The following is a 26064-nucleotide window of genomic DNA, read 5'->3' as shown; positions in this document are numbered from 1 at the left end:
GTTTCCGTTGTTCTTGTTATGGGTTGGGAGCAGCGCGTAGCTGCCCCCGGGTGTTACTTCTGGATGCGGATGATCGGCTTGAGGGTCAGGCCTTTCTCACTGTCTTCAGCGGCCTGATTGATCTGCTCAAAGTCGTAGAAACGCACCAGCTTGTCGAAGGCGAAGCGGCCTTGCAGATACAGGTTGACCAGCTCGGGGATGAACTTCTTGGGCACGCTGTCACCTTCGACGATGCCGCGAATGACCTTTCCACCCAGCAGTAGGTCGTTGACGTCGAATTGAGCTGTAGTGCCCAGCGGCGGCGCGCCGACCACCCCCAGCGCGCCGCGGCTGCCGAGGGCATCCACGGCCTGGCGCAGCACTTCTGGGCGGCCAGTGGACTCCAGCGCGAACTGCACGCCGCCGCCGGTGATTTCGCGAATGGTAGTTACGGGGTCGACCTCTCGGCTGTTGACCACGTGCGTGGCGCCCAGCTCCAGGGCCAATGCCAGGCGCGAAGGCACTACATCGATCGCGATGATGGTAGCGGCACCCGCGACTTGCGCGGCCAGCACGGCAGAAAGGCCCACCGCACCGCCGCCAAAGGCGGCAAAGGCGCTGCCAGGGGTAACCTTCAGCGAATTGATCACCGCGCCGGCGCCGGTCTGGATGCCGCAACCCAGCGGGCCGAGCAGCTCGATGGGGGCTTCCTTGGGTACCCGCACAGTGTTGTTCTCGCGCCCCAGGGCGAAGGTGGCGAATGAGGACTGAGCGAAGAAGTGGTCATTCAGCATTTCGCCCTGTGCATCCTGCAGGGCGTGCTGGCCCTGGGGGCCGGCGCCGCTGAAGTTGCGCCCGAAGAAGTCCTGACAGTAGGCCGCCTGGCCGGCGTCGCATGCGAGGCACTGGCCGCAGTAGCCGTAGGTCATCACCACGTGGTCGCCCACCGCCAGGTTCTGCACCAGCGGGCCAACAGCCTCGACGATGCCAGAACCTTCGTGTCCCAACACCGCCGGGAGCGGTACCGGGTAGTACTGGTCACGCACGATCATGTCGGTATGGCACATGCCGGTTGCGACCACGCGCACCAGCACTTCGTCACCCTGCGGAGCACGAATACCTGCTTGTTCAAGGACGAAAGGTGCGCCTTTGCCTCGCGTCACAGCAGCTTGAATAGGGCGGAAAAGAGGTGTTGTCATTGTTATTTTTCTCCGAGTTTACAGGGATAGGCAGGGGCTTCGCTTTTGAGGGTGAGCCATTGCCATTGGGTGAACTCTTCCCAGTTGGCGGCACCACCGATACTGGTGCCGTTGCCGGACGCGCCGACACCGCCGAACGGGTTGATGACCTCGTCGTTGACGGTCTGGTCGTTGATATGTAACAAACCGGTGCGCAGTTGTTCGCCAAGGCGCAGAGCGCGGCCAGTGTCGCGGGACAGGATCGCGGCGCTCAGACCGTAATCAGTGTTGTTGGCCAGCTCCACCGCTTGCTCGTCGCTGTCGAATGGCACCACCACGGCCACCGGGCCGAAGATCTCTTCGTGGAATGCCGGGTTATCGCGCTGCACATCGCTGAGCACCGTCGGCTGGAAGAACAGCCCGTCGGCCGAGCCACCGGTGGCAAGCGTCGCCCCGGCAGCGCGTGCGGCCTCGACGATGCGTAGGGCATTGTCGCGCTGGGCAGCATTGATTAGCGGGCCGAGGTGCACCTGGCCGCTGGCCGGATCTCCCACGGTCAGGCTGCGCGCTTTTGCCACCAGGCGTTCGACGAATGCGGCATAGATGCCTCGTTGCACCAGCAAGCGCCCGGTCGACATGCAGATTTGCCCCTGGTGCAGATACACTCCCCACGTTGCGTTAGCGATGGCCAGATCGAGGTCGGCATCGTCGAGGACAATCAGTGAGTTTTTGCCGCCGAGTTCCAGCGACACTTTTTTCAGGTGGCGGCCGGCAGCTTCCCCAACTTTGCGCCCAGCGGGCGTGGAGCCGGTGAACTGGATCATCGCCACGCTGGGTGACGCCGTCAGCGCCGCGCCGGCCTCGGCGCCGCCTGGCAGCACATGCAGTACCCCATTCGGCAAGCCGGCCAGCTCGAAGATCCGGGCAATCACATGGCCGCCACATACCGCAGTTCGTGGATCGGGTTTTAGCACCACCGCATTGCCTAAGGCTAGCGCCGGAGCGACTGCGCGCATGGCCAGGTAAAGCGGAAAGTTGAACGGCGAAATCACCCCAATCACGCCAAGAGGGCGTCGCCGGGCGATGCTTAGGCGACCGGCCGTGGAGGGCAGCACTTCGCCCTGGCTGCGCGATGGCAGGGCCGAGGCTTCGTGCAGCGACTTGATGGTGATGGAGGATTCGAAGCTTGCCTTGGACTGAGTCGAGCCGCTTTCACGCACAATCCAGTCGGCGATCTCGGCCTGATACTGCTCGGCGATGGCTGCCGCCTTGCGCAGCACACTGGCGCGTTCGTCATAGGGCAGGGCATACCAGTTGCGCTGGGCTTTGGCGGCCTCCTGCGCGCTTTGCTCCACCTGCTTGGTACCAGCGTTGGCCAAGGTCCCCAACGGCTGGCCGCTGCCAGGGGAGGTGACTGTAGTGACGGGCAGTTCACCCGGAACCCAGCTCCCGGTGAACAGACGCTCGTTCCAGAGTTGGGGTGGCAATAAGGTTTCCACGCTAAGCATCCTTTATGTTGTTGTAGTCAGGATGCTTATTGCAGAGGGCATGCCAACGAGCTGCCGGGGCTAGATTCCGGCGTATTAGTGCGGAGGGTGTACAGCTTCTGAACAATTACCTGCGCTCGAAGTGTTCAGATTCTGAACGTTGCAAATACTCATACGCAGATGGACATACCTGTATGTTGGGCTCGCTGCACAGGAAGCTTCGGGGCTGATCGAGTCCGCTTTGGGTCGGTTGCTGCCATTCGCGAGAAGCAGCTTCGGGTCGCTTGTAGTTGGAGACAATAGGCAGCTACCCAGCATGGAACACGTCGAGCAAGAGCCCGCCCGGGGTCGCCTAGACACGGTCACCACATTAGCGCTTGGCAGCATTGGTAAGTAATCCCACGGAACAGCGCATTTAGCGCCGTCTAGCGAGGCGACTCACCAAATACGCCACGGCTGCCCTGATCCTCCCGGGGAGAGCGGCCAAAAAACGCTTTATAGGCACGACTGAACGCCGCTTCGGATTCATAACCCACGGCAAATCCCACATCACCGATACGGCCGGTTTGCGTGGCCAACATTGTCTTGGCCAGGGTCAGCCGCCATTCGTTCTGATAGCGCAGAGGCGCTCGTCCGACCAGGGCGCTGAAACGCTCGCAGAAACTGGAGCGTGACATCCCCGCCAACCTCGCCAGCGCCTCGATACGCCACTGTTGACGGGGCTGTTCGTGAATCGCCCTGAGCACCCGGGCGATGCGTGCGTCGGACAAACCACCCAGCCAACCGGACGCCGCGCCTTGCTGCACCCAGGTGCGCAGGACGCGAATCACCGCGAGGTCGATCAACCGCGACACCATCAAGGCGCCGCCCGGCTGGACGTCGTGGGCTTCCAGCAGCATGAAATGTAACAGCCCTTCGGACCACGGCGCCGCGTCGGCCTGTCGGATATGAATCAGCCAGGGCAAGGCAAACACCATCGCGCGGAAGCTGCCGGCATCGAACCAGAAGCAGCAGACCGCGACCGTGGTGGGGCTATCGCCGGCGCTGAGTTTCAGGTCGTCCAAGGTGTGGGGCAGGAGGAATACATCGCCAGGTTCAATCGGCGTGGCGGGGTGGCCGTCGCGCTGAATCCGCAACTGACCGGATTGCAGCATGCAGACGTGGGCACTGTTGCAGTCGAGCATCAAGCGCTCGCCGGGTTCGACGGTAGCGGAGTAGACGCGGTCGCCGGTCAGGCGCATCTGCGCGAGCACCTGGGACAGCAGGTCGCCACTGGCGAAACCTTCCAGCTGCATTTCCGGAAGAATGGTGCAGGTGGTGTATCTGCGCAGGCAGGGTGCGCGTTTGCGTGCCCGGGCGAATTGATAGGAACGGGGGATGCTGTGATCCGATCCGGCATGGTGCCTGAGCAGCGGCTTCGGCCAGGCCCTGGACAAGGAAGCAGTTGTCAGAGAACTGCGGAATGGTCGCCAGGTGCATGCCGGTAGATCTTCAGCGCTCTTGAGATCGAGCGCCGCCCGCGCGGCGCTCGATCTCAAGAGCGCCAAAAAAGTCATGGCAAGCCCCTGTCAGCCCTGATGCGATCCACCGACGGCCGAGGGCGAAGTACCCATGTCCGATCTGAGCGACCGCCACGCAAAGCCCAGCACCATCAACAACCCCAACCCGGCCATTGCCGCCCCCGCCAGGGAAATCGCCGGATAACCCAACCCCGCATTGATCACCGCGCCTCCCAGCGCTGCGCCGATCGCGTTGCCAAGGTTGAACGCACCAATGTTCACCGCCGAGGCGAGATTAGGTGCGTCCTTGGCGGCTTCCATCACGCGCATCTGCAGCGGTGGCACCAGGGCGAAGCTGGCGATGCCCCAGATCAGGATGGCTACGGCGGCCGGCAGTGGCCAGCGCATCAGTACGGTGAACGCCAGCAGGACCAGGATGAGCACGCTCAGCGAGACGATCAGGGTGCGGTCTATCGAGCGGTCGGCGGCTTTGCCACCCCACATGTTGCCCAAGGTCAGCCCTATGCCGAACAGCACCAGCATGGCGGTGATAAAGGCGGTGGAGGCGTGGGTCTCGCTGCTAAGGATCGGTGCGATGTAGGTGAAGACGGTGAACATTGCGCCCGAACCGACGACGGTCAGGGCCAGCGCCGCCAGCACCGGGACACGGCCCAGTACCCGGATTTCGGCCATGACACCGCCGCCTGCCGGTGCCTTGAGGTCGGGTAGGGCGAACCACAAGGCGGCCATGGTCACCACGCCGAGGCCGGTAATGCCCCAGAAGGCGGTACGCCAACCGAACAGTTCGCCAAACCAGGTGGCCAGCGGCACACCGCCAATGGTTGCCAGGGTGAGGCCCATGAACATCGCCGCTACCGCGCCAGCACGTTTTTCAGGGGCCACCACGCTGGCGGCGACGATGGAGCCGACGCCAAAGAATGCGCCGTGGTTCAGTGAGGTCACCACCCTGGCAATCATGAGGCTGTAGTAGTCGGTCGCCAATGCGGACATCAGGTTACCCAGGGTGAAAATCGCCATGAGGCCGATCAGCAGATAACGCCGAGGAATCTTGCCGGTGGTCAGGGTCATCAGCGGCGCGCCAAGCAGCACGCCCAGGGCGTAGGCACTGACCAGCAAGCCCGCAGCAGGAATCGAAACGCCGAGGTCCGCGGCAATGCCCGGTAGCATGCCCATGGGGGCGAACTCGGTAACGCCGATGCCAAAGGCACCAATGGCGAGTGCAACAAGGGGTGGATTGATACGCATAGGAGGCTCCTTATCTATGCTGCCAATGCTACGATCAAGCGTTTTAGGGCGGTAGACGGCATTTTTGGTAATCACCTTTGCGTAAGAGGCACAAGTGGATTTCAACGGTAGATCAGGTGAAATGTTTGTGTTCGCCACCGTGGCGCAACAAGGCAGCCTGTCGGCTGCTGCGCGTACATTGGGGCTCACGCCCTCGGCGGTAAGTCGAATCATTGCGCGTGCTGAACAGCGCCTGGGTACCCGGCTGCTGCTGCGCACCACGCGGGCGATCACCTTCACCGCCGAGGGCGAAGCCTTTCTGCGCGGCGCCCGGCGCATCCTAGCCGACATGGATGAGGTCGAAGAAGCCATTGCCGACCAAGGCGTACCCAGGGGGCGACTGCGGGTCAGCGCTGCCCTCGGCCATGGGCGCATGTCCATCGTTCCCCTGGTCGCGGCCTTCAGCGAGCACTACCCGAACATCGTCGTCGACCTCACCCTGGGCGACGAAGTGGTCGACATCCTCGGCGGCCAGGCCGATGTGGCCATACGTTTTGGCCACCTGCCCGACAGCCCGCTGACCGCGCGCAGGATCGGCGACACCGGCCAGGTGGTGGTGGCATCGCCCCAGTACCTGCAACGCCACGGCACCCCCCAGGAACCGGAAGACCTGTTACGGCACAACTGCCTGCGCTTCAACTTCCGGCGTGCCGAACCCAACTGGCCATTTGCGCGCGACGGCAAAGCGTTTTCCCTCAATGTCAGCGGCAACATCGAATGCAGCAGCGGTGAAGCGCTGGCCCAACTCGCGCGGGTCGGCGCCGGCATTGCGCGTATCGGCGAGTTCACCGTCAGCGAGGACCTGCGGCGGGGCGACCTTGTATCGCTGTTGCAAGCCTGGAATCCCGGTGACCGGGAACCGATTCATGCGGTTTTTGTCGGTGGCCCGACGATGCCGGCGCGGGTGCGGTTGTTCGTGGATTTTTTGGTGGAGCATCATCGGATGTAGGGGAGGGCGTTGGCTGGTTTTTTCCGGTGGCGAATAGATACCAGCGCAAGAGTGTCTCTCTCTGTCTGCGATGCAATCAGTCAAAGCCGGAAGATCAAAGCTGTGGCTCCACTGCATTCACTGCATCCAATTGCCCGCTCATGCGATGCAGGAACCCAATGAGTACCTCGATCTCGTCATCGTTCAAAGCTGCTAGCAACAGCCTCTCTCTCTCTAGCGCAGTTACCAATACACGATCATGCAGATTTCGGCCTGACGCGGTGAGCGAAACGGTGTAACGCCGGGCATCCTTTGTATCGATCTCTGTTGCAACATGCCCATCACGCTCCAGGGTCTGTAGAGCCCGGCTGACTGCGCTCTTGTCGAGGCCAATCACCTGAACCACGCGATTAGCGCTGATGCGATCTTCAACCGCGAGCATTGCCAGCACACGCCATTCCACAATTCCAATCCCGAAGTGCTTGCGGTAGCAGGCTGAGGCCCCGCTCGACATTTTGTTGGTCAGTGATGTGAGCAGCGCAGGTACATAGCGATCAAGATTAAGGGGCGAGCGAGACATGACGAGCGGTTCCTGCACGTAAGTTGAATTGGTTGACATCGCAACTAAAATGGTTAGGATGAGAATCACATAAAGATTCCGCGTCCGCATCATAAGCGCACGCGACACGACAATAAAAATCCAGAGGTGCCGTGCCATGTCTTGCCTACCCCTGTTACCTCCTCCCTGATTCCCTGTCCACCAACGCTCCAAGCCGGTAATTCCGGCTCACTTCCAATCGCTTTCAAACACCGCACGTCCGCGGTGGGGGCACGCTCATGCTCGAAGTTTGTGTTTCTCGTAAAACCGCTGAAGCTGAAGGGGTATTCAGCTTTGAATTGAAGGCTGTCAACGGAGCTGTACTGCCGGCATTCACTGCAGGCTCGCACGTCGACGTACACGTTGCGCCAGGTGTTATTCGGCAGTACTCACTGTGCAATTCGCCCCAGGAGCGTGGCAGGTACGTCATCGCCGTGCTCAATGAGCCGACTTCCAGAGGTGGCTCCAGAGGCATGCATAGTGATGTTGTGGAAGGCTCCCGCCTGACTATCGGTGCCCCTCGTAATCTGTTCGATCTGGATCTTAGCGGCGATCGCTATTTGTTGTTCGCAGGCGGTATCGGCATCACGCCAATTCTGGCCATGGCTCATACCCTTGTAGTGGCCCGTAAGAGCTTCGAACTCCATTACTGCGGTCGCTCCGTTGAGCGACTGGCGTTTCTCGATCTTCTGAGTGATGTCCCCTTCGCAGAGCACCTTCATCTTCACGTCGACAACGGGCCTTATGAGCAGCGCCTGGATGTCGCAAAGATCCTGGCGACGCCAGGGCAGGGGGATCAGCTCTACGTCTGTGGTCCGTCAGGTTTCATGTCGCACATTCAATCCTCTGCGCAGGCGTGTGGCTGGGCTGATCAGCAAATCCATCGCGAGGACTTCACTGCCGCCCCGCAAGTACTTGAAGGCGATCAGCCCTTCGAAATCGAGCTCTCACGCTCTGGACGCGTGATTGAAGTTCCTGCGCAGAAAACCGCTTTGGAAGTGTTGCTGGAGCACAACGTTGAAGTCGAGAGCTCGTGCGAACAGGGCATTTGCGGCGCCTGCATCACTCGGGTTCTTGCGGGCGAACCCGAGCACCGCGATCAGTACATGAACGCCGCAGAACACGCGCGAAATGACAGTTTTACACCTTGCTGTTCCCGTTCTCGCAGTCCGCGCTTAGTACTGGATCTGTAAACCCCTAACAAGAAATTCAGATAGCTGGAGATCGCTATGAGTACATCGCAAATTCAGTCGCTCGCATACGAGGTGGGCGCTCCTACGGAACTACCAAAGTTTCCGCTGAACCAGTGGTACGTCGCAGGCTTTGCCTGGGAGCTGAAAGATAAGCCCGTTGGCAGAACCCTGCTAGGCAAGCCCGTGGTTCTGTTCCGCACAGCGGACGGCCAGCCTGCAGCTTTGGAAGATCGCTGCTGCCATCGTGCTCTGCCTCTGTCGCATGGCACGCTAGAGGAGCAAGGCGTCCGTTGTGGTTACCACGGTCTGCTGTTCAATGGTGCAGGACAGTGTCTTGAAGTGCCCGGCCAGGCCAAGGTTCCAACAAAGGCGAAAGTCCCTGCGTACCATGTTCGCGAGCGTGATCAGATCCTCTGGATCTGGTTTGGCAGCGCAGATCATAAGGAGCCGACCTATGAACCGCCGACTTACGATATCCACAGTAGCGGCGAGTATCTCTACGAGGGGGACGTCTACCACTATGACGCTCCTTACCAGCTTATCCATGACAATCTCCTCGACCTGAGCCACCTAGGGTACGTGCACCTTCGCACCATTGGTGGTAACGCCGGCATCCACATGAACGCTCAGATGCGTGTCGAGAGCGATGACAAAACGGTACGCGTCATTCGTCACATGCCGGACTCGGTACCACCACCCACCTATACGGCTGCCTATCCATTCAAGGGCAATGTCGATCGTTGGCAAGAAATCGAGTTTTGCGTCACGCACCTTCGTATTTGGACTGGTGCAGTCGATGCCGGGACTGACTCACTTGAAGATCCTTCTCGTGGCGGCTTTCACATGCGTGGGTTCCATGGGGTGACTCCCGAGACTGAAAACACCAGCCATTACTTCTGGACGATCGCCACGAACCCCAAGAGCAATCATGAAGAGACCAAGGCGAAAGTCGTTGAGCAGACCGCCATGACTTTCGAAGAAGACAAGGTCGTTATCGAGGTTCAGTACCAGAACATGCTCGAGTTTGGCCCAGGGCCGATGGTGGACATCCATGTGGATGTGGGCGCCAATCGCGCACGCAAGATCATCGAGCAGCTTCGCCAGGAATCCTGATGGTCATCCGGGAGGTGACCATAACTGCCTCCTTTCAACACATTCTCAGGGCGCCAGCGGCGCAAGATGGAGGGCGTATGTCTGTAAATCGTGGTGTGGTTTATCTCGGCCCGGGCAAGGTGGAAGTTCAGAGCATTCCTTATCCGAAAATGCACGATCCGCAGGGCAAACAGATCGACCATGGGGTGATCCTGCGCGTCGTTTCGACCAATATTTGCGGCTCTGATCAGCACATGGTGCGTGGTCGCACCACTGCGCCAGAAGGCCTGGTGCTGGGGCACGAGATCACCGGTGAGGTAGTGGAGATTGGTCGTGGCGTGGAAACCATGAAGATCGGTGACCTGGTTTCGGTGCCGTTCAACGTCGCTTGTGGCCACTGCCGCACCTGTAAGGAGCAACACACCGGTGTTTGCCTGACGGTCAACCCGGCTCGTGCCGGCGGAGCCTATGGCTACGTTGACATGGGGGCTGGGTCGGTGGCCAGGCCGAATATGTGATGGTTCCCTATGCTGACTTCAACCTGCTGCGCCTACCCAACCGTGATGCTGCAATGGAGAAGATCCGCGACCTGACCTGCCTTTCTGACATTCTGCCCACCGGTTACCACGGTGCAGTGACGGCCGGCGTCGGTCCGGGCAGCACCGTTTACATCGCCGGTGCTGGTCCGGTCGGCCTTGCCGCCGCCGCTTCGGCCCGCCTGCTGGGCGCTGCCGTGGTGATCGTCGGGGACGTCAACCCGACCCGTCTGGCTCATGCCAAGGCGCAGGGCTTCGAGATCGTCGACCTGTCCAGGGACACCCCGCTGCACGAGCAGATCACCGATCTGCTGGGCGAGCCGGAAGTCGATTGTGCGGTGGATGCGGTGGGGTTCGAGGCCCGTGGCCATGGTCATTCCGGGTCGCAGCACGAGGCTCCGGCCACTGTGCTGAACTCCCTGATGGGTGTGGTGCGGGTCGCCGGCAAAATCGGCATTCCGGGCCTGTACGTCACCGAAGACCCGGGCGCGGTGGATGCAGCCGCCAAGCAAGGCTCGTTGAGCATTCGCTTCGGCCTGGGCTGGGCCAAGTCGCACAGCTTTCACACCGGCCAGACCCCGGTGATGAAGTACAACCGCCAGCTGATGCAGGCGATTATGTGGGATCGCATCAAGATCGCCGACATCGTCGGGGTGGAAGTAATCACCTTGGATGATGCGCCGAAAGGCTACGGGGAGTTCGATGCAGGCGTACCGAAGAAGTTCGTCATCGACCCGCACAACCTGTTCCGCGCCGCATGACCTAGCACACCGGCTGCTGTCCCTTTGCCTCGGGGCGGTAGCTCGATATCGCTTGGCCAACCACGCCGAGCCCTTGCGTTGCACGCATAACAAAAACAAGAAGGTCTCTGATGAAATTTTCATGCTCCCTCCTCAGCAGGGCGGCTAAGGTCGTCCTGGAAAACCCTCCGGCAGTTACCTGGGGGGCCGTACTATGAGCCAGTCAATCAGTGTTCAGCTCGATCAGAAGGGCATGGGAAAATTCCAGTGGGTGGTTATCTCCCTCTGTTTCCTGATCAACATGCTCGACGGATTTGACGTCCTGGTGATGGCATTCACCGCTGCGTCCGTATCGAGTGAGTGGGGGCTCAGCGGTATCGAGCTTGGCTATTTATTGAGTGCGGGCCTGGTCGGCATGGCACTCGGATCACTGTTCATCGCTCCCTGGGCCGATCGATTTGGCCGTAGGCCCCTGATTCTGCTTTGCATCTCGATTGCAGGCGTCGGCATGCTGGTGTCGTCACAGGCACCGTCCGTAACGATGCTGGGCGCTCTTCGGTTATTGACCGGATTGGGGATCGGCGGTGTTCTCGCGAGCAGCTATGTCATTGCAGGTGAGTACGCCAACAAAAAGTGGCGAAGCCTTGCAATAAGCCTGCAATCGACAGCGTACGCTTTAGGCGCGACCGTAGGCGGTTTGATCGCGGCCCAGATAATCCCGCACATGGGATGGCGTTCCGTATTCCTTTACGGCGGTATGGCCACGCTGTTTACCTTGCCCGTGCTGTACTTCCTGCTCCCTGAGTCCATTGCCTATCTGATTGTTCGTCAGCCTCGTAATGCTCTTGTTCGAATCAACCGGCTTTTGAATCGTGTGGAGATAGAGAAGATCGCCGACATGCCGAAGCCGGAGCAGGGCGCTCAGGCCTCGCTGCGACAAACATTCGCCGGCCTGTTTTCCAAAGATCTTTTGCGCCCGACGCTATTGGTTTGGGCAGGGTTTTTCTTGGTGATGTTCGGCTTCTACTTCGTGATGAGCTGGACGCCGAAGCTTCTTGTTACAGCCGGATTGTCTAATCAGCAAGGGATCACAGGAGGTGTACTGCTGAATGTTGGAGGTATTGTCGGGACTTCACTGATAGGTCTGCTTGCTGCTCGCTATCGTCTGTCGCGAGTTCTGATGAGCTACCTGCTTTTAAATGCTCTCTTCCTCGCCATCTTCGTTAATTTCACGTCCAACCTGAATCTGGCGTTTGGTCTTGTGTTGGTAATTGGCGTCCTCGTGAACGGATGTGTGGCAGGACTCTATGCCCTTACGCCGAGCATCTATGGCCCTGAGCAGCGTGTTACTGCGTTGGGCTGGGGGATCGGCATGGGAAGAGCGGGGGCGATTCTCTCACCTTTGGTGGCAGGTCGTCTTATCGATGCCAATTGGAGGCCTGCGGATCTCTACCTGCTGTTTGCGTCAGCTTTCGTCGCAGCGGCGGTCATCGTCTGGCTGATGAAAAGCAAGGCTGCGCCGCACGTCGCGCTCAAGCCAGCCTCCTGATCCGAGCACCCACAAGAACAATAAGGTGACACCCAATGAGCAATCAGTTTTCGAGCTTCAGGCTTACTGGTCTGGGGATGCTTGCCGCTTTGCTTTCCCAAGGTGCGGCCGCGAGCTTTGTTGAGAACAGCAGCCTCACTCTTGCTGCTCGCAATTTTTATCTAGATCGGGACTACAAGGGCGAAACACCTTATTCCGCGGCCCGAGAGTGGGCGCAGGGCTTCATCGTGAGAGCGAACTCGGGTTTCACGGAAGGGACGGTTGGCTTGGGTATCGACGCAATTGGAATGCTGGGACTCAAGCTAGATTCTTCGCCCGATCGTACAGGTACCCAGCTGCTTTCCTATGACCCGGTCACTCGCGAAGCGAGAGACGAGTATTCAGAACTGGGCTTGTCATTGAAAGGCAGAATTTCAAAGACGAAGCTCTCGGTCGGAACTCAATTCCCCGCTTTGCCCATCATCAACGCTAGCCCGGCGCGCCTGCTTCCGCAGTCGTTCCGCGGCGCTTACATGATCTCCGACGACATCGATGGCCTGACTGCCCATTTGGGGCGTATGGACAGGGTCAATCTACGCGACTCCACTGACTATCAACCGATCGGGTTGGCGTCTCCCAATGGTCGATTCCGGCCGGGAGCGTCGTCCGAACGGTTTGATTTCTACGGCGGCGATTATCGCTGGTCGGACAGCTTGACCGTGCGGCTGTTCCATGCAGAGCTTCGCGACATCTACACCCAGGACTTTCTTGGATTACTCCACACGCTGCCGTTCGGTGAAGGAAAGCTCAAATCAGATATTCGTGCATTCAATAGTCGTGATGATGGCCAGGCCAGAGGCGGAAAGGTCGACAACCTCAACGTGGGAGGAATGTTCAGCTATCTCTGGGGTGGCCACAGCCTGGGTGTTGGTTACATGCGGCAATTCGGAGACACTGCTTTCCCCTACATTGCAGGCGGGGAACCTGTGGTTTTGAGTGATGGAACCATGAGTGCAGACTTCGTTAACCCCAAGGAGCGAACCTGGGCGGTGAAGTATGACTATGACTTCTCTGCCTCAGGTATACCGGGCCTAACTGGGATGATGCGCTACCTGCATGGCAATAGTATCGATCTACCTGCATTGGGCGGCAGCAATCTCACCGAATCGTCCAAGGACTTCGAGCTGGCTTATGTCATACAATCCGGCCCCGCGAAAGGGTTGGCATTTAGAGTGCGTGAAGCGTTCTACCGAAACCAGCAAGGAGCGGCCTCGACCTTCCGTAGTGACAACGAGACGCGCATAAACATCGACTACACGATCAAGGTCTGGTGAGTGGCAGGCTCTGCCTGCTGCATGCAAGCAGAGCCTGAATTCAAGCGGAACCACACCGCGCGCTTGGGCAACACAGCCCACAATGCAATCCGCGATTCATTGACGTCCGCTACTGACCCATAGCGTCCATACGCACGACAAGAACCGAGTATGCTCATCCATCCTGTAGTGCCGCATCTACCAGCCACCTCAAGAAAGCTCCCACATGCGCCTGCCGCTCCTTTCCTGGCACGCACGCAGCAACATACCGCGGACCAGGCAGGCTTATTTCCGGCCTGTACGCCACCAACTCCCGCGCCTGAGGCTGTTAGCCACCAGCACATTGCTTGCCAGCACCAGTCCATGCCCGGCGATCGCGGCGCTTAAAGCAAAATGCTCATCATCGAACTCACGCATCTGCGCCGTTTCAAGCCATGACTGGCAAGCAGCCGCCGCACACCAGCTTTCCCAATTCACCGAGAATGGGCCTGGAATTTTCCAGCGCAGGTTGATCAGCTCGATCTGCTCCAGGTTCAGCGAAGCGACCAGGTCCGGGGCACCGTAAGCGGAAAATCGTTCGTGCATGAGCGCTTGGGAGAACAACCTGGGGTCGTCACGGCTGACCGAGCGAATGGCGACATCGATACTGGAGTCACGCAGTAGATCGACGAGTTCATTGCGTGTATCGACCCGCACATCGAAGTGCCCAAAGCGCTTGTAAAAGCTGCCCAGCCGCGGAATCAACCAGGCTGCGGCGAAGCCCGGGGTAGTGGTTATGGTCAGGGTTTGCTGAACGGTGTCTGGATAGAAAGCCTCCAGGCTGCGGCGAATGTCCGATAAGGCGCGATGTGTCTGGCGATAAAGCGACTCGCCTTCTTCGGTCACTGTCACACCTTGTCCGGAGCGATTGAATAGCCGCGCTCCGAGGTGGGTTTCCAATGTCCTGATCTGGTGGGAAATGGCCGCCGGGGTGACTGACAGTTCCTCAGCGGCCGCCTTGAAACTTCCCAGCCGCGCCGCCGCCTCGAAGGTGCGCAGCGCGTTGAGTGGAAGAGTCGAAAACACGCAGGGTTCCCTGATGAATTGAATTGATGTGCCGGCAATTTATCTCATTTTTCCTGGTTGGCATGGGCAGATACCGTCCCTGGTGTTCAATTACCCGATCTTCGGAGTACACCATGCAAGGCCCTTCCAGAAAAATCCTTCAAGCCGTCCTCTATGAATCCATCGCCATTACGGTGCTGTCGCCCAGCATCGTGTTGATATACGGCAACGGTCTGGCTCATGCGGGTGCGCTGTCGGTGATGTTGTCTGCAAGCGCGCTGCTGTGGAACGTGCTGTACAACTCCATGTTTGAATGGTGGGAAGCGCGCCAACCGCAGCGTGCTCGCACATTGGGCAGGCGTTTGCTCCACTCGCTGGGTTTCGAGGGAGGGCTGGTCGTGTTGTTGGTGCCACTGGTGGCAGGGTGGCTGGGGATTTCCTGGTGGGCCGCACTGGTCACCGATATGGGCTTGTTCGTGTTCTTCTTCTTTTACTCGCTGGCGTTTCAGTGGGGCTTCGACCGCGTTTTTGATCTACCGGAGTCCGCGAAGGAAGGGGCTTCGGTTAATCCATGATTCTCTGCGGCCGAGCAGCGGCCTTGAACCCTCAGCGCTACCGTTGAAACAAACAAAAGCCCGATGCACTACATCGGGCCTTGGATTGAACCGCTGTCAACCTGTTCCAGAACCCAGCATTACAGCCAGGCCTTGATCTGCGCAGCCACCGCCTGGGTCGAGATGCCGTAGCGGTCGTGCAGTGTCGGAAGCGCTCCGGCATCCAGGAAGGCGTCGGGCAGGGCGATCTGGCGGAAGGTCGGGGTGACACCATTACGCAGCAGTAAACCCGCTACGGCTTCCCCGAGGCCGCCGATGATCGAGTGGTTTTCCGCGGTAACCACCAGCCGTCCGGGTTTGCGCGCTTCAGCCAGGATGGTCTGCTCGTCGAGCGGCTTGATGGTTGGCACGTGCAGTACCGATACATCGACGCCGTCCTTGTGCAATTGCTCGGCCGCTTCGAGGGCACGCATCGTCATCAGGCCGCTGGAAACCAGCAGAACGTCTCGACCACCGCGCAGCACCTGGGCTTTGCCAATCTGGAAGCGGTAATCGTAGCGATCCAGCACCAAGGGCACGTTGCCGCGCAGCAGGCGCATATAGACAGGCCCTGGGTGGGCTGCGATGGCCGGTACGGCCTGTTCGATTTCCAGGGCGTCGCAGGGATCCACGATCATCAGGTTGGGCATGGCGCGGAAGATGGCCAGGTCATCCGTGGCCTGATGGCTCGGGCCATAGCCAGTGGTCAGGCCAGGCAAGCCACAGACGATTTTCACGTTCAGGTTTTCTTCGGCGATCGCCATGCAGATGAAGTCGTAGGCACGGCGCGAGGCGAACACAGCGTAGGTGGTGGCGAAGGGGGTGAAACCCTCGCGCGCCATGCCGGCAGCAGCACTCATCAATAGTTGCTCGGCCATCCCCATCTGGTAGAAGCGCTCGGGGTGTGCCTTGGCGAAGATGTGCAGGTCGGTGTATTTGGACAGGTCGGCGCTCAGGCCGACGATGTCTTGCCGCTGTTCCGCCAAGGAGGCCAATGCATGACCAAAGGGCGCCGGTTTCGTGGGTTGGCCTTCGGCGGCGATGGACGCGATCATGGCCGACGTCGTTAGGCGTTTCTTTGCGGCGATTTCAGTGCTCATGCTTGGCTCCCGGCGTCGAGGGCTTCCAGGGCGAGTGCCCATTCGTTTTCGTCGACCCGAATGAAGTGGGTCTTGTCGCGGTTCTCAAGGAAAGGCACGCCTTTGCCCATGCGGGTGTCGCAGATGATCACCCGAGGTTGCGCGGCCTGATGCGCGCGCGCCTGGTCGAACGCGGTGACAAGCTGTTCCAGGCTGTTTCCGTCGACCCGCTGCACATACCAGCCGAAGGACGCCCAGCGCTCCACTATCGGCTCGAAACCCAGCACTTCGCTGGAGTGCCCGTCCGCCTGCTGGTTGTTCACGTCGACGATGGCGATAAGGTTGTCCAGTTTCCAGTGGCTGGCCGACATCACCGCCTCCCAGGTCGAGCCTTCGTTGAGTTCGCCGTCCGACAGCAGGTTGTAGACCCAGCTGGAGGAGCCCTTGAGCTTCAGGCCCAGGCATGCGCCTACGGCGATGCCCAGTCCATGGCCCAGCGAGCCGCCGGTGATTTCCATACCAGGGGTATACGCAGCCATCCCTGACATCGGCAGGCGGCTGTCATCGCTACCATAGGTTTCCAGTTCTTGTTCCGGAATCACGCCGGCTTCGATCAGGGCTGCGTAGAGGGCAATGGCGTAGTGACCGATGGAAAGATAGAAACGGTCCCTGTCTTCCCAGTCCGGATCCGAAGGATCCAGGCGTAGCGCGTGGAAATAGGACACGGCCAGCAGGTCGGCGGCACCGAGTGCCTGGCCAACATAGCCCTGGCCCTGTACTTGTCCCATGCGCAGGGCATGGCGGCGAATATTGCGGGCGCGCGCTGCCAGCGACGGCGCCTCGTTATGCGTAGGCACAGCAGTCATGCAAGACTCCTTGTTGAATCAACGATTGACCAGGTTTGCGGGAACCCGGGACACCAGGAAGGCGCCAAACACCAGCACTGCGGTGATCAGGTACATCCCCACGGCATTGCTGCCCAGGGTGGTGGTTACCCAGCCGATCAGGTAGGGCGAGCAGAAACCTGCGAGGTTGGCGAAGCTGTTCACGGCTGCGATGCCCGCCGCGGCCGATACGCCGCCCAGCAGCGTGGTCGGCAGCATCCAGAAGAGTGACGAGGCCGAGAGAATGCCTGCCGCAGCCAGGCACAGGCTGAGGATCGACAGCGTCAGGCTGCTGCTCAGCGCTGCGGCGAGGCTCAGGCCCAGTGCACCGAACAGCATCGGAATCGCCAGGTGCCAGCGCCGCTCGCGGTGACGGTCGCCGCTTCGACCGGCAAGCAGCATTGCAACGATTGCGGTCATGTACGGGACGCTGGTCAGCAGACCGATATGCAGCGGTTCGCTTACTCCGGCGTTGCGCACCAGGGTGGGGAGCCAGAAGGTGATTGCGTACTGGCCCATTACCACGCAGAAGTAGATGCCGGCCAGCAGCCACAGGCGGCGATCCTTGATGAAGTCGCCGATGGAGCCATGCTTGACCTTGTGTTGCTCGTCCTCGGCCAGTTCCTGGCGGACCAGGGCCTTTTCTTCGTCCGTGAGCCAGTTGGCCTGGTCGACGCCATCCTTCAGATAGCTGAGCACCAGAATGCCAACCACGACGGTTGGAATGGCCTCGAGCACGAACATCCACTGCCAGCCCGTCCAGCCATGAACGCCGGCGAAGCGCTCCATGATCCAGCCCGACAATGGGCCTCCGATCATCCCCGACAGAGGGATGGCAATGAACCACAGCGCGGTCATTTTGGCGCGGCGGTAGGAGGGGAACCAATAGGTGAGATACAGCAGCAGCCCGGGGGCCAGGCCGGCCTCGGCGACGCCCAGCAGGAAGCGCAGCGCATAGAACTGCCAGGCGGTTTCGACGAAGGCGAACAGCGCCGAGATGATGCCCCAGGTAATCATGATCCTGGCGATCCAGCGGCGGGCACCGACCTTGTGCAGGATGATGTTGCTGGGCACTTCGCAGAGGAAGTAGCCGATGAAGAACATGCCGGCGCCGAGTCCGTACACAGCCTCGGACAGTGCCAGGTCGTCCATCATCTGCAGCTTTGCGAAGCCGACGTTGACCCGGTCCAGGTAGGCACAGAGGTAGCAGAGCATCAGGAAGGGCATCAGGCGCCAGGCCGTCTTGCGGTACGCGCTGCTGCGGGCAGCCGAAAGCGCATCCATCGTTAAGGTAGTCATGTCGATCTGATCTCTTGTTGTTATTGAGAGCCCGGCTTGGCCGGGCCCGGATACAGAGCGCAATCGAAATCAGTGGATCAGCATTCCACCGTTCACGTCCAGGGTGACACCGGTCAGGTAGCTGGACAGGTCACTGGCCAGGAAGAGGGCAGCATTGGCCACGTCGCGAGCTTCACCGAGCCGCCCCAGGGGAATGCCTTCGATGATCGCGTGACGTCGCTCATCCTGCATCAGCCCGCCAGTGATATCGGTGTGGATCAGGCCCGGGGTAATGGCGTTGACCCGGACGTTGTGCGGGCCCAGCTCCCGCGCCATGGCCTTGCCGAGGCCCAGCACGCCGGCCTTGGCAGCGCTGTAGTGAGGGCCGCCGAAGATGCCGCCGCCACGTTGCGCAGAAACGGAGGACATGCAGATGATGCTGCCGGCGCCTTGGTTGCGCATGCCTGGAATGACCGCCTGGGACATCAGCAGCGTGCCACGCAGGTTTACGTTGAGGATCCGGTCGTAGTCCGCACCGGTAATCTCCAGGGTCTTGACCGGCTGGGTAATGCCGGCGTTGTTGACCAGAACGTCGATGCGGCCGAAGCGCGCCAGAACCTCGGCCACGGCGTCACGAACCTGGGCTTCGTCGGCAACGTTGGCGCTCAGGCCAAGATGACCCTCGCCCAGGGCCGCAGCTGCTTCGGCTGCGGCGTTCGCATCGAGATCGAAAATCGCCACCTTGGCGCCATGGTCTGCGAACAGCTGCGCGGTGGCGCGGCCGATGCCGCGTGCAGAAGCGGCGCCGGTGACGATTGCGATTTTGCCAGTGAGTAGCATGAAGAGTGCTCCGATTGATTGTTTTTGTGAGCGGCAGTTCGCGGGGAACCGATGGCGTCAGAATCAACCCGGGGTGCTTGGCGAGCAACGCAGCGCCATTCAACTAATGCTGAAAAAAATTCAGGGGTGGGCAGGGGATTTTTTTCCGGTTTCCGATAGCATTGCGTGCAATCCGCAGAAATCGGGGCTTGCAATGATCGGCGACTCGAACAGGAAAATGCAGCAGATACCGCCGCTGAAATCGATTCAGGCCTTCGAGCAGGTGGCGCGGTTTGGAAACGTGGCCAAGGCGGCCGAACAGTTGAACCTGACCCCTTCGGCGGTCAGCCACCAGATTGCGAATCTGGAAGCGCTGATCGGCCGTGCCCTGTTTGTCAGGGAAGCCCGCGGCATGTCCCTGACGCCCGCTGGCGAACAGTACCAGCGGGAGATCTCCGGAATCCTGCAGAGCCTGGCGCTGGCCACCGAGCGGGCGGGGAGTGCCGTGGGCTTCGATTGCCTGCGACTGCATGCGGCGCCCAGCTTCGGTCTGCTCTGGCTGCTGCCGCGCCTTGATCACTTTCGCAGCTGTCATCCGGAGATTCAGATCAACCTGTCGTGTTCCTATGAAACACTCCATTTCGGCCGCCATCAGATCGATGTGGACATCCGCCACGGCTACCCTGACTGGCCAAGCCTGGAGGTGCGCACCATCCGTCACGAGCGTGCCACGGTGCTCGCGTCCCCCAGCCTTCTTGAGCGCATTCCCGTCAGCCAACCCAGCGATCTGCTCGGGCAGAACCTCATCCTCTCCGAAGCGGCATTGGTGCAGTGGCCGCAGTGGTTCGCCCAGCAGGGCGTGGCGCTTCCGCAAGCCCCGTTCGCGCTGGGCTTCGACCGCTCGTACATGAGCCTGGAGGCCGCCAGGCATGGCTTCGGTTTTGCCCTGGAAAGCTCGTTGCTGTCCCAGGACTATGTCAAACGCGGCGACCTGGTGCCGGTATTCCCCGCCGAATTGTCCACCCCCGTGAGCGCGCACCACCTGGTGTTCCCCAGGGGGCACGCGGAGATGTCCAGGGTGCGGCACTTCCTGGAGTGGGTGCAGGGTCAGTTAGGGCATGTGTTCAACTACTGAGGTTGGCAGTCAGGGCGAATATGAGGCAACCAGTCTGCTCGGAGGAAGCAACCAAGAATTACTTGCCGCGTCGCAGAAATATGCGGACGCATAGCACCCTTCTCCAAAGCACAACGCGTACCCTGTGGCGGGTAAACCCCCACAGGGTACGCGTCGTGCTTTGGATCACCCCGGAAACAGGAACGGACTGACCCCGCTGCGCCCGAAGCCCTGGCGCTCGACCTCGGCATCCAGCCCCAGTGTCGCCAGGTCGTCCGCCACCACCTCGAGGCCGCGCTCGTGCTCCGGGTAGAACACCTTGAGGTAACTACGGCATTCGCCACAGCTTTCTGCCTTCACCGGCGCCTTCGCATCCTCCAGCGACCAGTAATCCAGCCCGCCCGTGGCTTCGCAGTTGCTGCACTTGAGCCGCACCATATGCCAGCGACTTTCGCACAGACCGCAATGCAGGTAGCGCAATCCGGCCTGGGCGCCGGTGAGGATGCTGCTCGCCACCGGTGCGCTGGCGCATACCGGGCAGAACTGCCGCTCTTCACCCTGGACGATGCCCACCGCCGGCAGATGCGCCGCCAACTGGCTGAAGTACAACGATAGTGCCGACCAGATGAACAGCGCTTCACCACTGTGCACCTCGTGGAAGTCCCCGCGCAGCAGGGAGTCGGCGTAGGCCTCGAGTCGCCAGTCCTCTTCCTGCAGCAGTTCTTCCAGCGCCGGGTGCTCGATGGTTTCGCCAAGCCCGCGCAGCAGCACCAGCCAGTGCCCGTGCCGCACATGCCGTCGGCAATCCAGCGGCGCGCCAGTTGCACCAAGCGATGCCGCCAGCCCGGCGAGCAAGGCCGGGGCAGGGGCCTGTGCGTGAGCAACAGTTCCTGGCTTTCCACGATTCCGGCGACGAAGCCCAGGTAGTCCGCCATCGGATGCCTGACCGCCAATTCCCGCAAGCGCGCCGCCCGCCGCGCATGATTGCCCTCGCGCGGCGGCAACAACACCGGCGCGATAGCCCCGACCGCCGCCTGCCCGGCCCCCTGCGGCGTCATGCGAATACTGCTGGTCATTTGCTTTTCCCGTCCTGCCGGGCACTGATCTGCCGGTACCAGCGGCCATGGTGGGCCTTGGCCCAGCGATGGCTGACATAGCCGGTGACCATCCCGCGAATCGAGCCTTTGACCCAGAACGCCAGGTACGCATGCCCGATCACCAGCAGGATCAGGCCGACCCCGGCCAGGGCGTGTACCAGCAGGCCGATGCGGATAGCAGGAATGGAAAACAGCGGGGCGAAATAGGGCCGCCAGATCACCACGCCACTGACCAGCAGCAGGCTGATCAGGCCCATGATTCCCCAGAACATGACCTTCTGCCCGGCGTTGTACTTGCCGATCTGCAGCGCCGGTTCATGCTTGCCGGCAAGTACGCCGGGCAGGTTCCTGAACCAGAGGCGGTCCTGCGGCTCCGGCAGGTTGTAGCGCACGAAGCGGATGAACAGGAACATCAGCAGCAGGAACACCACCACGCCGAAGAACGGGTGGAGGATGCGGGCCATCTGCGGTGTGCCGAAGACGCCATTTAGACCGTTGAGCGAGGGAAGAACCACGACAGCCCCGACAGCGCGACGGCCAGGAAGCAGATCACCATCAGCCAGTGGCTGGCGCGCTCGATGAAGCGCGTGCGCAGGATCATCCTGTCCTTGTTCATGCGTGGGTCTCCTCGTCTTTTTTCTCGTCCTCGTCCACTTCGTTTGGCCCGACGCCGACGTAGTGGAACATCGTTCCTGCCAGGGTGGCGAAGAAGGCCACAGCCGCCGCAGGCTTGAGCCAGCCTTTCCAGCCCTGCACCGCAGCGCTGATGCGCGGGTCGGTGGGCAGCTTGTGGTACAGGTGCGGCTTGTCGGCGTGCTGCAGCACGTACATCACATGGGTGCCGCCGACGCCTTGCGGGTCATACAGGCCGGCTCCGGCGAAACCGCGGCCCTTGAGCTCCTGGACGCGCCCGGCCGCCAGGTGCTGCATCTCGCTCTTGGCGCCGAAGTTGATCGCGCCGGTGGGGCAGGTCTTGACGCAGGCCGGCTCCTGGCCGACGGCTACGCGATCGACGCAAAGCGTGCATTTGTACGCCTTGTTGTCTTTCTGGCTGATCCGCGGCACGTCGAACGGACAGCCGGCGATGCAGTAGCCGCAGCCGATGCAGTGCTCGGACTGGAAATCGACGATGCCGTTGGCGTACTGGATGATCGCGCCCGGCTGCGGGCAGGCCTTGAGGCAGCCCGGGTCGGCACAGTGCATGCAGCCGTCCTTGCGAATCAGCCATTCGAGGCGACCGCTTTCGTTCTGTACTTCGTCGAAGCGCATCAGCGTCCAGGTTTCTGCCGACAGGTCGGCAGGGTTGTCGTAGACGCCGACGTTGTGGCCGACCTCGTCGCGCAGGTCGTTCCATTCGTTGCACGCCACCTGGCAGGCCTTGCAGCCGATGCAGATGCTCACGTCGATCAGCTTGGCGACCTCGGCCTGGTGGTTGCGTGCCTGCGGTGGCGGGGTCAGCGAGCTGGTGGCCGAGCGTTTGATGATGTCCTGGGATTGGTATGACATGAATGCTCCCTCAGACCTTTTCCACGTTCACGAGAAACGCCTTGTATTCAGGCGTGTGGGTATTGGAGTCGCCGACGCCCGGGGTCAGGGTGTTGGCCAGGAAGCCCTTGCGCGTGCTGCCTTCGTAGCCCCAGTGGCAGGGGATGCCGATGGTGTCCACTGCCTGGCCGTCGATGGTCAGGCGCTGGATGCGCTTGGTCACCACCGCCCTGGCCTTGATGTAGCCGCGCTGGGTGCTGACCTTGACCCGGTCGCCCTGGGCGATGCCTTTCTCGGCCGCGAGCGTTTCGCCGATCTCGATGAATTGCTCCGGCTGGATGATCGCGTTGAGCCGCGAGTGCTTGGTCCAGTGGCGGAACAGCTCGGTGATCGAGTAGGTGGTGGCGACGTAGGGGAAGTCCTCGCGCTTGCCCATCCGTGAGCGGTCGTGCGGGTAGATCCGTGCGGTCGGGCAGTAGGTCACGCCCGGGTGCAGCGGGTTGCTCGCCAGCGGGCTTTCGGTCGGCTCGTAGTGCTCGGGGAACGGCCCGTCGTTGAGGGCACCTACCGAGAACAGCCGGCCCACGCCTTCGGGCAGCATGATGAACGGGCTGGTGGCGGTGCCGGGGGCAATGGTCGGGGCAAAGTCGGGCACGTCGATGCCGCTCCAGCGCGCGCCGTCCCAGGCGATCAACTGGCGTTCCGGGTCCCACGGCTTGCCCGCCGGGTCCGCCGAGGCGCGGTTGTAGAGCACGCGGCGGTTCTGCGGCCAGGCCCAGGCCCAGCCAGGGGTGTTGCCCAGGCCCACGTCGGTGTTGTCGCGGCGGGCCATCTGGTTGCCCTGTTCGGTCCAGGAGCCGGCGAAGATCCAGTTGAAGCACACCGTGCTGCCATCGTCGCGCAACTGGCCGAAGTCGTTGAGCAACTGGCCCTTGCGCAGGATCAGGTTGCCCTGGTCGTCGTGCAGGTCGGCCAGGGCGCGGCCGTTGGACTCCTTGGCCACTTCCTCGGGCTTGGGATCGCGCGGGTCGGCGTAGTCCCAGGCCATGTTGAGGATCGGCGCAGGGTTGGCGCCGCCTTCCTTCTCGTACAGTTCGCGGATCTTCATGAACAGGTGGCCGAGGATCTTGCCGTCGTGCCAGGCCTCGCCGGGTGGCGCGGCGCCGGCCCAGTGCCATTGCAGCCAGCGCGAGGAGTTGACGATGGAGCCGTCTTCCTCGGCGAAGCAGGAGGAGGGCAGGCGGAACACTTCGGTCTGGATCGCCGCGGTATCGACGTCATGCTCCTCGCCGTGGTTCTTCCAGAAGCTCGAGGTCTCGGTGGCCAGCGGGTCGATGATGACCAGGAACTTGAGTTTCGCCAGTGCCTCCTGGGCCTTGTTCTTGTCCGGGAAGGCCGCCACCGGGTTGAAGCCCTGGGCGATGTAGCCGTTGACCTTGCCTTCGTACATGCGGTTGGTGAAGTTGATGACGTCGTAGCTGTCGTCCCACTTCGGCAGCCAGTCGAAGCCCCAATCGTTGTCCTTGGTGGCCTTGTCGCCCCAGAAGCTCTTCATCATGCTGACGAAGAATTTCGGGGTGTTCTTGTAGTAGTTGACCTGGTCGGCCTGCACCGCGCTCGGGGTGGTCTGCTTGAGGTAGGTGGCAAGGTCCGTCTGCGCATCGGACGGCAGGTTCATGTAGCCCGGCAGGCGCAGCGAGAGCAGGCCGAGGTCGGTATAGCCCTGGATGTTGGAGTGGCCGCGCAGGGCGTTGACGCCGCCGCCGGCCATGCCGATGTTGCCCAGCAGCAACTGGAGCATGCCCGCGCCGCGGATCATCTGCGCGCCGTTGGTGTGGTGGGTCCAGCCGAGGGCGTAGAGGAAGGTGGCGGTCTTGTCCGGGGCGCTGGTTTCGCCAATGATCGCGCAGATCTGCAGGAAGTCGTCCTGCGGGGTGCCGCAGACCTTGCTGACCATCTCCGGCGTATAGCGCGAGACGTGCTGCTTGAGCAGGTTCCACACGCAGCGCGGGTGGGCGAGGCTCGGGTCGCGCCTGGCGAAGCCGTTCTCGTCCAACTCGTAGTTCCACGAGGCGCGATCGTAACTGCGCTTGTCCGCGTCGTAGCCGCTGAACAGGCCTTCGTCGAAGCGGTAGTCCTCGCGCACGATCAGGCTGGCGTTGGTGTAGGCCCGCACGTACTCGTGCTGCACCTTATCGTGGCTGATCAGCCAGTTGACCATGCCCATCAGGAAGGTCACGTCGGAGCCGGCGCGGATCGGCGAATAGATATCCGCCACCGCGGCGCTGCGGTTGAAGCGCGGGTCTACCACGATGACCTTGGCGCCGTTGCGGATCTTCGCCTCGATCACCCACTTGAAGCCCACCGGGTGCGCTTCGGCGGGATTGCCACCCATGATCATGACCACGTTGGCGTTCTTGATATCGACCCAGTTGTTGGTCATGGCGCCGCGGCCGAAGGTCGGAGCCAGCGCCGCGACGGTCGGCGCATGGCAGACCCGGGCCTGGCTGTCGGTGCCGAGGATACCCAGGGCGCGGGTGAAGCGCTGGTCGAGGGAGCCGGTTTCGCTGCTGGCCGCCGAGGAGCAGAGCATGCCGGTGCTGAGCCAGCGGTTGACCGTGGTGCCCTTGGCGTTCTTCTCGATGAAGTTGGCGTCGCGGTCGTCCTTCATCAGGCGGGCGATGCGTTCGATGGCGTAGTCCCAGCTGACCCGCTGCCATTTGTCCGAGCCCGGGGCGCGGTATTCGGGGTACAACAGGCGCTGTTCGCTATGGATGTAGTCCACCAGGCCTGCGCCCTTGGGGCACAGCGAGCCGCGGCTGACCGGGTGATCCGGGTCGCCTTCGATATGGAAGATCCGCGCCTTGGCGTTCTTCGCGCCGTCGCCGAGGCTGTACATCAGCAGGCCGCAGCCCACCGAGCAGTAGGTGCAGTTGTTGCGGGTTTCCTTGGCCCGCAGCAGCTTGTACTGGCGCGACTGGGTCGCCTGCGCCATGCCCGGGGCAAAACCCAGGGTGGCACAGGTCGCGGTGGCGGCGCCCACGGTGCACAGTTTGAAGAACTGTCGTCTACCCAGTCCCATGATCATCTCCTTGTTACGGCCGGGCCGACGCGACAGCCGCGCACAGGCGTGCGCGCCGGTCAAAGCGGCGGGATCGGTCAGTGGTGTTCAGGCCAAAGCAGGCAGGAAAGGCGGCCCGGCCCATTCTTTCGAGGGCCTGGGCAACGCATTCGCGGGGAGTCTATGTCCATATCTTTTGTGTGACTAATCGAGTGTGACGATCAGTTGATCGAC

The 26064-nt window shown here is 61.4% G+C and carries 20 protein-coding genes and 3 pseudogenes; 8 read left to right on the top strand and 15 right to left on the bottom strand.

What is annotated here, in order from left to right; all coding sequences use genetic code 11:
• Window positions 1–53: 53 nt before the first annotated feature.
• The 4 genes from CSV86_RS12595 to CSV86_RS12580 all read right to left on the bottom strand — a co-directional run bounded on the left by CSV86_RS12595 (window position 54) and on the right by CSV86_RS12580 (window position 5409).
• Window positions 54–1178, bottom strand: coding sequence for an NAD(P)-dependent alcohol dehydrogenase (locus CSV86_RS12595; RefSeq protein WP_037060761.1), 1125 nt, complete (start codon window positions 1176–1178; stop codon window positions 54–56).
• Between the two features lie 2 nt (window positions 1179–1180).
• Entirely contained in the window at window positions 1181–2665 is a 1485-nt protein-coding gene (locus tag CSV86_RS12590; RefSeq protein WP_170394643.1) for a benzaldehyde dehydrogenase, read from the bottom strand.
• A 404-nt stretch (window positions 2666–3069) separates the two neighbouring features.
• Window positions 3070–4080, bottom strand: a complete 1011-nt coding sequence (locus CSV86_RS12585; RefSeq protein WP_240160421.1) for an AraC family transcriptional regulator — start codon at window positions 4078–4080, stop codon at window positions 3070–3072.
• A gap of 132 nt (window positions 4081–4212) precedes the next feature.
• Window positions 4213–5409, bottom strand: a complete 1197-nt coding sequence (locus tag CSV86_RS12580) for an MFS transporter (protein WP_009401439.1) — start codon at window positions 5407–5409, stop codon at window positions 4213–4215.
• Between the two features lie 94 nt (window positions 5410–5503).
• On the opposite strand from CSV86_RS12580, the gene CSV86_RS12575 reads away from it, so the two are divergent.
• Window positions 5504–6397, top strand: a complete 894-nt coding sequence (locus CSV86_RS12575) for a LysR family transcriptional regulator (protein WP_170394640.1) — start codon at window positions 5504–5506, stop codon at window positions 6395–6397.
• A 94-nt stretch (window positions 6398–6491) separates the two neighbouring features.
• Here CSV86_RS12575 and CSV86_RS12570 read toward each other — a convergent pair whose 3' ends face one another.
• Entirely contained in the window at window positions 6492–7094 is a 603-nt protein-coding gene (locus CSV86_RS12570) for a MarR family winged helix-turn-helix transcriptional regulator (RefSeq protein ID WP_009401448.1), read from the bottom strand.
• 119 nt (window positions 7095–7213) lie between these two features.
• On the opposite strand from CSV86_RS12570, the gene CSV86_RS12565 reads away from it, so the two are divergent.
• The 5 genes and pseudogenes from CSV86_RS12565 (at window position 7214) to CSV86_RS12545 (ending at window position 13397) form a co-directional block, all read left to right on the top strand.
• Window positions 7214–8167 (top strand): PDR/VanB family oxidoreductase, encoded by a 954-nt coding sequence (locus tag CSV86_RS12565; RefSeq protein ID WP_037060764.1) that lies wholly within the window; start codon window positions 7214–7216, stop codon window positions 8165–8167.
• A gap of 36 nt (window positions 8168–8203) precedes the next feature.
• Entirely contained in the window at window positions 8204–9280 is a 1077-nt protein-coding gene (locus tag CSV86_RS12560) for a Rieske 2Fe-2S domain-containing protein (protein WP_009401454.1), read from the top strand.
• A gap of 77 nt (window positions 9281–9357) precedes the next feature.
• Window positions 9358–10556: pseudogene (fdhA, locus tag CSV86_RS12555) on the top strand (formaldehyde dehydrogenase, glutathione-independent).
• Between the two features lie 193 nt (window positions 10557–10749).
• Window positions 10750–12084, top strand: a complete 1335-nt coding sequence (locus tag CSV86_RS12550) for an MFS transporter (RefSeq protein WP_009401458.1) — start codon at window positions 10750–10752, stop codon at window positions 12082–12084.
• Window positions 12085–12119: 35 nt separating this feature from the next.
• Window positions 12120–13397, top strand: a complete 1278-nt coding sequence (locus tag CSV86_RS12545; RefSeq protein ID WP_009401460.1) for an OprD family porin — start codon at window positions 12120–12122, stop codon at window positions 13395–13397.
• Between the two features lie 154 nt (window positions 13398–13551).
• Here CSV86_RS12545 and CSV86_RS12540 read toward each other — a convergent pair.
• A pseudogene (locus tag CSV86_RS12540) lies at window positions 13552–14441 on the bottom strand (LysR substrate-binding domain-containing protein).
• Window positions 14442–14554: 113 nt separating this feature from the next.
• On the opposite strand from CSV86_RS12540, the gene CSV86_RS12535 reads away from it, so the two are divergent.
• The gene (locus CSV86_RS12535) at window positions 14555–14995 is read left to right on the top strand and encodes a PACE efflux transporter (protein ID WP_009401464.1); all 441 of its coding nucleotides are present in this window, start codon (window positions 14555–14557) and stop codon (window positions 14993–14995) included.
• A 119-nt stretch (window positions 14996–15114) separates the two neighbouring features.
• Here the strand turns inward: CSV86_RS12535 and CSV86_RS12530 are convergent, their stop codons facing one another.
• From CSV86_RS12530 to CSV86_RS12515, 4 genes are all read right to left on the bottom strand, one after another.
• The gene (locus CSV86_RS12530) at window positions 15115–16113 is read right to left on the bottom strand and encodes a transketolase family protein (protein WP_009401466.1); all 999 of its coding nucleotides are present in this window, start codon (window positions 16111–16113) and stop codon (window positions 15115–15117) included.
• Window positions 16110–16958 carry a transketolase gene (locus CSV86_RS12525; RefSeq protein ID WP_009401468.1) on the bottom strand — a complete coding sequence of 283 codons (849 nt, stop codon included), beginning with the start codon at window positions 16956–16958 and terminating at the stop codon, window positions 16110–16112. The genes CSV86_RS12530 and CSV86_RS12525 overlap by 4 nt, the downstream gene beginning before the upstream one ends.
• 18 nt (window positions 16959–16976) lie before the next feature.
• Window positions 16977–18275: an MFS transporter gene (locus CSV86_RS12520; protein ID WP_037060767.1), complete on the bottom strand. Its 1299-nt coding sequence runs from the start codon at window positions 18273–18275 to the stop codon at window positions 16977–16979.
• A 69-nt stretch (window positions 18276–18344) separates the two neighbouring features.
• Window positions 18345–19094, bottom strand: a complete 750-nt coding sequence (locus CSV86_RS12515) for an SDR family NAD(P)-dependent oxidoreductase (RefSeq protein WP_009401470.1) — start codon at window positions 19092–19094, stop codon at window positions 18345–18347.
• Between the two features lie 193 nt (window positions 19095–19287).
• Between CSV86_RS12515 and CSV86_RS12510 the strand changes: the two genes are divergently transcribed.
• Window positions 19288–20208, top strand: a complete 921-nt coding sequence (locus CSV86_RS12510; protein WP_009401471.1) for a LysR substrate-binding domain-containing protein — start codon at window positions 19288–19290, stop codon at window positions 20206–20208.
• Window positions 20209–20373: 165 nt separating this feature from the next.
• On the opposite strand, the pseudogene fdhE reads toward CSV86_RS12510, so the two are convergent.
• From fdhE to fdnG, 5 genes and pseudogenes are all read right to left on the bottom strand, one after another.
• Window positions 20374–21245, bottom strand: a pseudogene (fdhE, locus tag CSV86_RS12505) (formate dehydrogenase accessory protein FdhE).
• A gap of 14 nt (window positions 21246–21259) precedes the next feature.
• On the bottom strand, window positions 21260–21748 hold the full coding sequence (locus tag CSV86_RS12500) for a formate dehydrogenase subunit gamma (RefSeq protein ID WP_240160420.1): 489 nt from the start codon (window positions 21746–21748) through the stop codon (window positions 21260–21262).
• Window positions 21749–21771: 23 nt separating this feature from the next.
• Window positions 21772–21900 (bottom strand): hypothetical protein, encoded by a 129-nt coding sequence (locus CSV86_RS32720; protein WP_283811565.1) that lies wholly within the window; start codon window positions 21898–21900, stop codon window positions 21772–21774.
• Window positions 21897–22790, bottom strand: coding sequence for a formate dehydrogenase subunit beta (gene fdxH, locus CSV86_RS12495; protein WP_009401474.1), 894 nt, complete (start codon window positions 22788–22790; stop codon window positions 21897–21899). Before fdxH ends, CSV86_RS32720 begins: the two co-directional genes overlap by 4 nt.
• Window positions 22791–22800: 10 nt before the next feature.
• Window positions 22801–25851: a formate dehydrogenase-N subunit alpha gene (fdnG, locus tag CSV86_RS12490; protein WP_009401475.1), complete on the bottom strand. Its 3051-nt coding sequence runs from the start codon at window positions 25849–25851 to the stop codon at window positions 22801–22803.
• Window positions 25852–26064: the final 213 nt, after the last annotated feature.

Origin of the sequence: Pseudomonas bharatica CSV86 (genome assembly GCF_000319305.2) — a bacterium.
Lineage (GTDB): Bacteria > Pseudomonadota > Gammaproteobacteria > Pseudomonadales > Pseudomonadaceae > Aquipseudomonas > Aquipseudomonas bharatica.
The sequence above is the reverse complement of the archived record's forward strand: the minus strand, read 5'-3'. Positions and strand labels throughout refer to the sequence as shown.

Excerpts from the sequence above, each read along its gene's own strand:
- CSV86_RS12530 (WP_009401466.1), bottom strand. The coding sequence starts at position 16,113 with ATGAGCACTGAAATCGCCGCAAAGAAACGCCTAACGACGTCGGCCATG.
- CSV86_RS12520 (WP_037060767.1), bottom strand. The coding sequence starts at position 18,275 with ATGACTACCTTAACGATGGATGCGCTTTCGGCTGCCCGCAGCAGCGCG.
- CSV86_RS12550 (WP_009401458.1), top strand. The coding sequence starts at position 10,750 with ATGAGCCAGTCAATCAGTGTTCAGCTCGATCAGAAGGGCATGGGAAAA.
- CSV86_RS12560 (WP_009401454.1), top strand. The coding sequence starts at position 8,204 with ATGAGTACATCGCAAATTCAGTCGCTCGCATACGAGGTGGGCGCTCCT.
- CSV86_RS12570 (WP_009401448.1), bottom strand. The coding sequence starts at position 7,094 with ATGGCACGGCACCTCTGGATTTTTATTGTCGTGTCGCGTGCGCTTATG.
- CSV86_RS12500 (WP_240160420.1), bottom strand. The coding sequence starts at position 21,748 with ATGGCCCGCATCCTCCACCCGTTCTTCGGCGTGGTGGTGTTCCTGCTG.
- CSV86_RS12565 (WP_037060764.1), top strand. The coding sequence starts at position 7,214 with ATGCTCGAAGTTTGTGTTTCTCGTAAAACCGCTGAAGCTGAAGGGGTA.
- fdnG (WP_009401475.1), bottom strand. The coding sequence starts at position 25,851 with ATGGGACTGGGTAGACGACAGTTCTTCAAACTGTGCACCGTGGGCGCC.
- fdxH (WP_009401474.1), bottom strand. The coding sequence starts at position 22,790 with ATGTCATACCAATCCCAGGACATCATCAAACGCTCGGCCACCAGCTCG.
- CSV86_RS12510 (WP_009401471.1), top strand. The coding sequence starts at position 19,288 with ATGATCGGCGACTCGAACAGGAAAATGCAGCAGATACCGCCGCTGAAA.
- CSV86_RS32720 (WP_283811565.1), bottom strand. The coding sequence starts at position 21,900 with ATGAACAAGGACAGGATGATCCTGCGCACGCGCTTCATCGAGCGCGCC.
- CSV86_RS12595 (WP_037060761.1), bottom strand. The coding sequence starts at position 1,178 with ATGACAACACCTCTTTTCCGCCCTATTCAAGCTGCTGTGACGCGAGGC.
- CSV86_RS12580 (WP_009401439.1), bottom strand. The coding sequence starts at position 5,409 with ATGCGTATCAATCCACCCCTTGTTGCACTCGCCATTGGTGCCTTTGGC.
- CSV86_RS12545 (WP_009401460.1), top strand. The coding sequence starts at position 12,120 with ATGAGCAATCAGTTTTCGAGCTTCAGGCTTACTGGTCTGGGGATGCTT.
- CSV86_RS12525 (WP_009401468.1), bottom strand. The coding sequence starts at position 16,958 with ATGACTGCTGTGCCTACGCATAACGAGGCGCCGTCGCTGGCAGCGCGC.
- CSV86_RS12590 (WP_170394643.1), bottom strand. The coding sequence starts at position 2,665 with ATGCTTAGCGTGGAAACCTTATTGCCACCCCAACTCTGGAACGAGCGT.
- CSV86_RS12535 (WP_009401464.1), top strand. The coding sequence starts at position 14,555 with ATGCAAGGCCCTTCCAGAAAAATCCTTCAAGCCGTCCTCTATGAATCC.
- CSV86_RS12515 (WP_009401470.1), bottom strand. The coding sequence starts at position 19,094 with ATGCTACTCACTGGCAAAATCGCAATCGTCACCGGCGCCGCTTCTGCA.